At 43.0% G+C, this 8,424-nt stretch carries 5 protein-coding genes; 3 read left to right on the top strand and 2 right to left on the bottom strand.

The window, feature by feature from the left end:
* Positions 1-249 precede the first annotated feature (249 nt).
* Positions 250-2,616 (bottom strand): hypothetical protein, encoded by a 2,367-nt coding sequence (locus tag CKO50_RS05045; RefSeq protein WP_255229431.1) that lies wholly within the window; start codon positions 2,614-2,616, stop codon positions 250-252.
* Positions 2,617-2,738: 122 nt separating this feature from the next.
* Between CKO50_RS05045 and CKO50_RS05040 the strand changes: the two genes are divergently transcribed.
* Positions 2,739-4,484: an MFS transporter gene (locus CKO50_RS05040; RefSeq protein WP_095727274.1), complete on the top strand. Its 1,746-nt coding sequence runs from the start codon at positions 2,739-2,741 to the stop codon at positions 4,482-4,484.
* A 90-nt stretch (positions 4,485-4,574) separates the two neighbouring features.
* Positions 4,575-5,840 carry an amidohydrolase family protein gene (locus CKO50_RS05035; RefSeq protein ID WP_095727273.1) on the top strand — a complete coding sequence of 422 codons (1,266 nt, stop codon included), beginning with the start codon at positions 4,575-4,577 and terminating at the stop codon, positions 5,838-5,840.
* A 192-nt stretch (positions 5,841-6,032) separates the two neighbouring features.
* Here the strand turns inward: CKO50_RS05035 and CKO50_RS05030 are convergent, their stop codons facing one another.
* Complete coding sequence (locus CKO50_RS05030; RefSeq protein ID WP_095727272.1) at positions 6,033-6,296, bottom strand: RebB family R body protein; 264 nt, start codon at positions 6,294-6,296, stop codon at positions 6,033-6,035.
* Positions 6,297-6,694: 398 nt separating this feature from the next.
* On the opposite strand from CKO50_RS05030, the gene CKO50_RS05025 reads away from it, so the two are divergent.
* Complete coding sequence (locus CKO50_RS05025) at positions 6,695-7,999, top strand: NAD(P)/FAD-dependent oxidoreductase (protein ID WP_095727271.1); 1,305 nt, start codon at positions 6,695-6,697, stop codon at positions 7,997-7,999.
* Positions 8,000-8,424: the final 425 nt, after the last annotated feature.

The following is an 8,424-nucleotide window of genomic DNA, read 5'->3' as shown; positions in this document are numbered from 1 at the left end:
TTGGACACCTCTAGTTGAGTGGTAATGATACCACCTAAAATAGTGTCCGGGTTTATTGAACCACAACAAACCACAACAGTAATATAAATTAACCTAGTCGGCCAATTTAAGATGGGTTGAAAGTGTATAACTGCTCGCTTAGGTTAAGGGAGCAGTTAGTGGTGCATGTTGTATGAAACACTTAACCTTATTTGCACAAAGCCATCGTTCCTACTTTATTTGGCTTTGCAGATTACCAATTAATTGTTTCTACAAATTGATTATTTTAACCAGCCTAATTGGCTCACCATCAACGTCAAACTCACCCGTGATCTCAAGTAATCCATCTTTTAATCCCTGCAATTTATCTACGTTAAAAGTTTTACTTTCATAAGGTGCGAAGCTAACGGGTAGTTGCCAAAGTAGCTCATCATTTTTGAATGAGTGAAATGGGGTAAAATCGACGCGTAATGTGCCACTCGATGCACCTGAATAGGGACCGGTTAGCGTAATGGTTATATTTTCACGAATAGTTACTTCCATTTTTACCCCATCAAAAGGTTCCTCTGGCGTTAGAAGAGGCTTTTGTTGTGTTAGCCCATTCCAACCAATCACTAAGTTTTGAAAGGTATGTTTTGGCAAAAGAACACGGTGTTCACCTGAAGCCAGAGTTTCTGTGTCGTTACCGTAAGTTAGCGCAATATCACGGTTACTGGGATTGTTGACGTAAAGATAGTGTACTCCATCAGAAAAATAGTCCTGGGTGTTGATACCACTTAGCGTAAAGAGCGCGTCGTCACCAAGTGTTGATTGCCACTTCTGCAGCAAGTGGTTAAGGGTTTTATTCTCTGTTTGAGTGACTGTCCTTGATTTCTGTTTGCTAAATATTTCGCGAAGTGGGGTCATACAGCCACTTAACTTAGCGCCATATTCGACACAGGTGTTGAAGGCTCTGCGCAGTAGCGATGCATCTTTAAAGCGCCAAGGATTAGTGGTCTGTTTATTCGTGATCAAGTATTTATGTGCGGCAAAGTAGGGCGCTATTCTATGATTATTATTTCGACCAAGAAGACTGATTTTTTGCAAGCTAAGCGCTGAAATATCGATTTGGTTCAACTGTAACCTAGCCAGTTGCTCATGGTGTTGTGTTTTCATTTTAATAACGATCGCATCGTTTTGCTTTGAAAGCGTGAGGGCAAGTTGATGATACTGCTTGATATCCATGCGTAATTGCGGCAGCAGTGCGATAGACTTCGAGGAAAACAATGCTTGATTGCTAGAGACTGTTAACTTTACTCCTTCTTTAAGGGTAAATTGCAGTAGGTTGTCTTTACTAAAATCAACTTCTTCAGCTTTAGAGCGTCCAATACGCGCATCCAAGCTTTCGGCTGTTAACTCTGTGATTAACGCAACGCCAATTTCCCCGCGTTTAACTTGCTCTGGCTCAAAGTCGATTAGTGCTGCAACACTATTCTCATCAAGTGAGTTGATTAGAGGTGTTTTATCTGGTGCGGGAAAATCCATCACGGCATGTATTGAAGAAAAGTTTGGATGAATGTCTAGACGATTAAGTGCTTTGCTTTCGGTATTTCTGAGCCAATATGCGGCACCGTTTTGCTCCCAAGGCCCGTCGACAATATAAAAACTTGGCGTGGCAGAGCGCACAAACGCTGCAAACTGCTGTTCAAGCAAAGGCCAATTGGGGAAGGTCTGTTTTAAGAGTGCATTGGCAGTTGGCAAGGTGTCTTCAGAGTGAGGATTTGCGTCCATTAATTTAGCAATAAAGCGTTTAAAATATTGATAGCGCTCAGGGTCGCTCAATAAAAAATGTACGATAAAAAAGTTGAGCCCGCGTTTGAGTGATGGGTCATCGTTGATTGCTTCAAAAGATGGCTGTCCACTTTGGTGATACTGCTGTAAACCTAAGTGCAGATAATTCATTGGAGCACGGTCGAAAACCATCACAGTTAACTGTTTTTTATTTGGATTATATACGTGGCTTGCAATGGCATCTGCCATCCCTTCAGTGATCCAATTTGGTGCCCAAGTTGAGTGACCGTTCAGTGCCATATGAAACGCATGCATGGTTTCATGGATCACGATGTAGCGCTGGTGATGCTGGCGATGACTCGGAAAGTTGTACCCTGCGCGGTTATAAAACATGGTTTCGCCACCAGCCGTTTTATGTACGCCTCGCAAAAAACCGTCGTCCAGCATGGCTTCTTTTGTACGTTGGCGTGAACTGCCATAGACGACAGCAATTCTCTTTTTATCAATCGCTGCAGGCGCCATACCAAACAATTCAACATAGTGAGGGTAAGACATTTCTAGTAATTCTAAATAGAGTTTTACTTTGTCCTCAGGAAAGTCACTTTTTAGCGCAAAATGTTTACTCACCCACCAGTCATAGCCCCGCGAGTTAGCTATTTTTCCATCGCTATAAGTCAGCGGAATTTGTTTACCAACATGTTGGATATCAATGTGTCTCAACGTACTGACTCGACCATTAACGCTTATTTCAGAGCGCATATCAGCGGGGCTTGGAATAGCGGCAATATCGCTTCGCGTAGTTTTACATCCGCTGAGTAAAGCAAGTATTGCAATTAGAGGAGCAAATACTAGCCGGGGCTTTTGCATAGAGGGTATTCGCCAATAAAAGGTATGGAATAGATAAAATAAAGACATGATACTTTTCTCTCGTTATTATTTGTGTATATTGTATGCAATATAAGATAACAAAGATAACAGGTATTGTCATTATGCAAAATCAGCAGCAGTGGTGTGAACCAGATCTCAATGAGGCAAATCGGTCAACGTCGCCGTCTGGGTTTGGTCGAACTTTTTACATTGCGAATATCATGGAAATATTTGAGCGGCTCGCTTGGTATGGCTTCTTCGCCGTGTCATCAATTTATATGACAACACCAAAGTCGCAAGGTGGTATTGGCTTTACTGATATAGAGCGTGGCGCGGTACAGGGGATTATTCCCTTCTTTTTATATCTTTTGCCTGTTGTAACTGGTGCGTTAGGAGATCGTGTCGGGTATAAAAAGATGTTCTTCTTTGCATTTTTGGTCATGACGCCAAGTTATTATTTATTGGGACAGGCTCAGAGTTTTTGGCCGTTTTTTGCTGCGCTGAGCTTTGTTGCTTTGGGTGCCGCTTGCTTTAAACCTGTGGTCGTTGGCACCGTAAGCCACAGTACAAACGATGGTAATCGTGGTCTTGGATTTGGGATCTTTTATACCATGGTGAATATTGGTGGATTTTTAGGTCCATTGGTCGCGGGATATATGCGCGCCATTAGTTGGGATGCAGTATTTATGATGTCGGCGATTTGGATTGCTATAAACTTTATTCCCTTGATGTTATTTTACAAAGATCCGCAAACATTACCTAAAACTAAGCAATCTCTTACTCAAGTATTAAAAACCGCACAGTCGGTGCTGGGTAATACACGCTTAGCACTTGCGCTGTTTGTCGCACTAGCGCTATTGATGTCAGCAGGAGTTGGGTTTTCTAACTACAGTCAAGCGTTTACTTGGATTGCAATATGGTTAGTAGCCAACTGGATGTGGGACAGAATGCTTATAAATCGAGCGCCGACTAAAGCATGGTGGCAACAACCGATGAAGGTGAGTAACCTGCCGTTTGCGTTATATTTGCTGATCCTTGCAGGCTTTTGGACTGTTTATAATCAGCTTTTTTATACTTTACCTGTGTATATCCGTGATTATGCAGATACCCGAGATATATTGGCGTGGTTTGGCGATTCTGGCGTCGCGTTTTTAGCACATGTTGATCTTGATAAGTTAACTGCTGCCATTTTTACGCTGTTCAACGAGCTTAAGGAAAGCGGCGCGGTATCTATTGAAACCATTAGGCTCGAATGGGTTCACCTCAAAGTGAATGTCCCGCATGAGCAAATACAGTTGATACTACAAACGCTAAATGCGCTTCATGATAATGGACAGGCACTTTCACAGCTCCAAGCGCAAGCCCTTGCTGAACAACTCGTACAATATCGTCAAATTAATCCTGAGTATCTCATTAATTTAGACTTTGCAGCGATTGTGGTCGCACAAATTTTGGTGAGCTTTCTCTGTCAGCGATTTAGACCATTTTATGTGTTAGTCACGGGCTTACTGGTGATGACGGTTGCGTTTATCGCATTACTTAGCGATAGCGACTGGTTAAGCGGTCAGCTCATTGTCACTGTCATATTGCTTATCGCGCTTGGTGAAATGCTTGCTTCTCCTAAAAGCCAAGAATATGTTGCGAGTATCGCGCCTCAATCTCAAGCTGCGTTGTATATGGGCTACTACTTTGTTTCTATGGCGCTGGGCTTCTTATTTGCTGGATTTTTATCTGGTTGGAGCTATAAAGTGTTGGTGCAAGAAATGGCGGCACCAGAGTTAATGTGGGGGCTATTTGCCGCTATCGCACTTATAACCGCCATTGCATTATTCTGGTTTAACAAAGTGATAATAGACAGAAAAACCTAGCTTTATTGAAATGGGAACGGTTATTGGTCGCGATCGGTTTGTTTGCAAGCCATATTCTTTCTACACTCAAACAAAAAATGAGGAAGTAACATGAATAAAAAAATATGGATGAGCACGGCACTCTTTGTATCAAGCAGTGTGTACGCGCAAACGTATGTTTTGAATGCTGACTCTGCGGTTGATGTGGTGTCAGGCAAGCTTATCTCACCTGCAACTGTGGTCGTTGAAGACAATAAGATTATCTCAGTCGGAAAATCAAATCGTAAAGCCTATCCAAAAGGTGCTGAGGTGATAGACCTAAGTGGCCACACATTGTTACCCGGTCTATTTGATATGCATGTTCACCTAACTTCAGACGCACATGTTCATGGCTACAAAAGACTGCAACGCACCGCACCGCGTGCGGCAATTACAGGCGTTAGAAACGCCAAGCGCACACTAGGTGCGGGCTTTACGTCTGTTCGCAACCTCGGTGCTGCTGGCTATGCTGACATCGCGCTGCGCGATGCCATCATTGATGGTGACGTATCAGGCCCTCGTGTAAACGCAGCAGGCCCTTCACTTGGGATCACTGGCGGCCATTGTGACAACAACCTCCTAACCCATGAGCACAAAGTATTTTCAGAAGGGGTGGCTGATGGTCCTTGGGCAGTAAGGCAAAAGGTACGTGAAAATATTAAATATGGCGCTAACTTAATCAAGTTCTGTGCAACGGGTGGCGTACTATCTAAAGGCACTAAAGTGGGGGCTCAGCAATATTCTCAAGAGGAAATGACGGCGATTGTGACCGAAGCGCACTTACGCGGTTTAACGGTTGCTGCCCACGCGCACGGCACGGATGGTATCAAGTCTGCAATTAAAGCAGGTGTGAACTCAGTAGAGCATGTAAGTTTTGTTGATGATGAAGCCATTCAGCTAGCCAAAGACAAAGGCACGTATTTCTCTATGGATATCTACAATACGGAATATATCCTTGGCGAGGGCGAGAAGGCAGGTATTTTGCCTGAAAGCTTGGATAAAGAACGTAAGGTCGGTGCAACTCAGCGTGCTAGTTTTACAAAAGCGGTAAAAGCAGGCGTGAATATGGTGTTTGGCTCTGACGCTGGCGTTTATCCTCACGGTGACAATGGTAAGCAGTTTAGCCGCATGGTGAAATTTGGCATGACTGAACTACAAGCCTTACAGGCTGCCACTATTAATTCGGCGACGTTACTCAAGCAAAACACACAATTAGGCTCGCTTGAGGCGGGGAAACTTGCTGATATTATTGCGGTTAAAGGCAACCCACTAAAAGACATTAGTGTAATGGAAAACGTCACCTTTGTGATGAAAGACGGCCAAATAGAAAAGCAATAATCTAGAGACTAGCGCAGAACTTGTCCTAAGTTCTGCGTAGACGCTATGAGAAGCTGGTTGGAATTCTTTTTTAGCCTCACTCTAGCATGCTAGGCTGCCTTAGAGGTTATAAGGAAGCTTTCCTGCACAGCCCATAGTTTTACCTTACTTTGTATGTTATTTACATTGACTCGGGGAATAGGGTATTTCTTACTATCTGTAAATTTTTATAACATCCATTGATGCTGCGGTATCCATATTCATTAGGGTATTCACTCCCTGCGTCAAAGCCGCTTGAGCAGTGACATTGTTATTTTGTTGCGCATTGATAGCGTTATGTGCAGCGTTTGACAATGCTTGGCTCACGGCAAGCATGAGCTTACTCGTTGCTAATGCTGGTGAGTCTCCAAGCACTTTAGTGTTTGTTTGAGACACTGAATCGGTAACTTGACTATTTACTGCAGTTGGAAATGCCATGTTTATCTCCTTTAAATAGCTAATACAAAAAGACACATAACCCTGTGGAATGCGGAGGTACTATTCTCGGCTCAGAGTATGCTTACATTCAGTCTAGTCTCTATATTGGAAAGTGCATTCAATCATAATGGTTAGTACAACAATTATCTAAAACTGAATGTAAATTTGGCCAGCAGGGGGCATCTTCACTGTTATGCGAACCGCATTTGTTGGCTCTGAGCGCCCTTGGACTTGGGAAAACTGTTGAATAATTTTGACGTTATCCGCTGACAAATGAACTAAAAAGGCGCACAATAGTAGGCGTTGCCAGACAAGGTATTTCATGATGGATTTGAAATACCTAAGTGCTTTTTTAAGACCCTAGAGTACTTAAGTATTATACTTTTAAGGGCAATATGATGAATACGCAACTTCCTAAAATTGTGATAGTCGGTGGTGGTGCTGGTGGCTTAGAACTGGCAACACAATTAGGACATAAACTCGGGAAAAAACGCCAAGCAGAAATCTTATTAATTGATAAAAATCGTAGTCATATTTGGAAACCGTTGCTTCATGAAGTCGCGACAGGGTCTATAGACGCTGACTTAGATGGAGTGGTTTATTCTGCTCATGCAGCAAAGCATTATTATCAGTTTCAGCTCGGCAGTTTTAGCCACGTAGACTCAAACAATAACACCATCACGCTGAGCGAGCTAAAAGACGAACTCGGTCATCGTATCCTCCCAGAGCGACAAGTCAGCTATGACTATTTAGTGCTGGCCATTGGTAGTATTAGCAATGATTTTAATACGCCGGGGGTCAAGGAGCATTGCTTCTTTCTCGATTCAAATCAGCAAGCTGAGCGATTTCAGCATGCACTCCTCGATAACTTTACACGCTTACACCAAGACGATGATCCAAAGCACTCGTTAACCATTGGCATTGTTGGTGGTGGCGCTACTGGCGTTGAGCTGTCTGCCGAGCTGTATCATGTATCAGACATGTTGAAAATGTACGGGCTGAATAAAATGACTGCCAAACGCCTTCGTATTGATTTAATAGAAGCAGGTCCTCGAATATTACCAGCACTCCCTGAGCGTATTGCCAATTCAGCTAAACGGGAGCTCGTGAAGCTAGGTGTCACGGTACGAGAAGGCACCCAGGTAAAGCAGGCAACTGAAGACAGTTTTATTACTAAAGAAGATGAACAGCTAAAGGCTGACATCAAGGTGTGGGCTGCGGGGGTAAAAGCACCAGACTTTATTAAAGAGATTGGGTTGTTCGAGCTTACTCGCAATAATCAAATTAAGGTAAATCAATACTTACAAAGCAGTGTAGATGAGCATATTTATGTCATCGGTGATTGCTGCGCATTTACCCAAGCGGATGGTACTCAAGTGCCGCCGCGTGCTCAGTCCGCCCATCAAATGGCGCAATGTGTAGAGAAAAATCTAATCGCAGCATTAAAAAATCAACCTTTACAAGAGTTTATCTATAGCGACCACGGCTCTTTAGTGAATTTATCTCGTTACAGCACTGTCGGTAGTTTAATGGGAAACCTAACCAGCAATAGCTTTTTTATTGAAGGCAAGATAGCGCGATTTATGTACATCTCATTGTATAGAATGCATCAGCGCGCAATCCATGGTATCGCAAAAACCTTTGCACTATGGATAAGCGAAAAGGTGCTTAGAGTGGTGCGGCCAAAAATGAAGCTGCACTAAGTTAACCTGAACTTCAGATAATTAATGTCTTTCTAGCAGCCAGTTTTAGCGCTAGCTGCGTTGAAATCGCTTCCAGCTATTGGTGCGTAAATACGCCTTGCCTAAAGGATGTAGGTACCAGCGTGATAGCAAGGCACGAGAGCAGAGTTATCCACAAAACTCTCTGGCTAAGTTAAGCAATTTTTAGCATTTCAAAAGCCGATGAAATTCGGCTTTTTGCTTTGTTGGCTTTGCTATTTGAATATCAACTATTAAGTGACTATCCACGATAACGGCCTTGTAATCACGCCATAAGTTACTCAATTTGTGTGCCTGTCCACAGAAAGGGCAGATAACCAATGAAAGCTTGATGTAGATTAGTGATTAATCATTTCCTCTTTTTTGATTAACGAAAGCTGTCGTGAAGCTTGAACATTTGTCCTAGT

The organism is Pseudoalteromonas sp. HM-SA03 (assembly GCF_002289345.1).
Taxonomy (GTDB): Bacteria; Pseudomonadota; Gammaproteobacteria; order Enterobacterales; family Alteromonadaceae; genus Pseudoalteromonas.
Note: the sequence above shows the minus strand (reverse complement) of the source record. Positions and strands in the feature narration are given on the sequence as shown.

Excerpts from the sequence above, each read along its gene's own strand:
- CKO50_RS05045 (WP_255229431.1), bottom strand. The coding sequence starts at position 2,616 with ATGCAAAAGCCCCGGCTAGTATTTGCTCCTCTAATTGCAATACTTGCT.
- CKO50_RS05040 (WP_095727274.1), top strand. The coding sequence starts at position 2,739 with ATGCAAAATCAGCAGCAGTGGTGTGAACCAGATCTCAATGAGGCAAAT.
- CKO50_RS05035 (WP_095727273.1), top strand. The coding sequence starts at position 4,575 with ATGAATAAAAAAATATGGATGAGCACGGCACTCTTTGTATCAAGCAGT.
- CKO50_RS05030 (WP_095727272.1), bottom strand. The coding sequence starts at position 6,296 with ATGGCATTTCCAACTGCAGTAAATAGTCAAGTTACCGATTCAGTGTCT.
- CKO50_RS05025 (WP_095727271.1), top strand. The coding sequence starts at position 6,695 with ATGAATACGCAACTTCCTAAAATTGTGATAGTCGGTGGTGGTGCTGGT.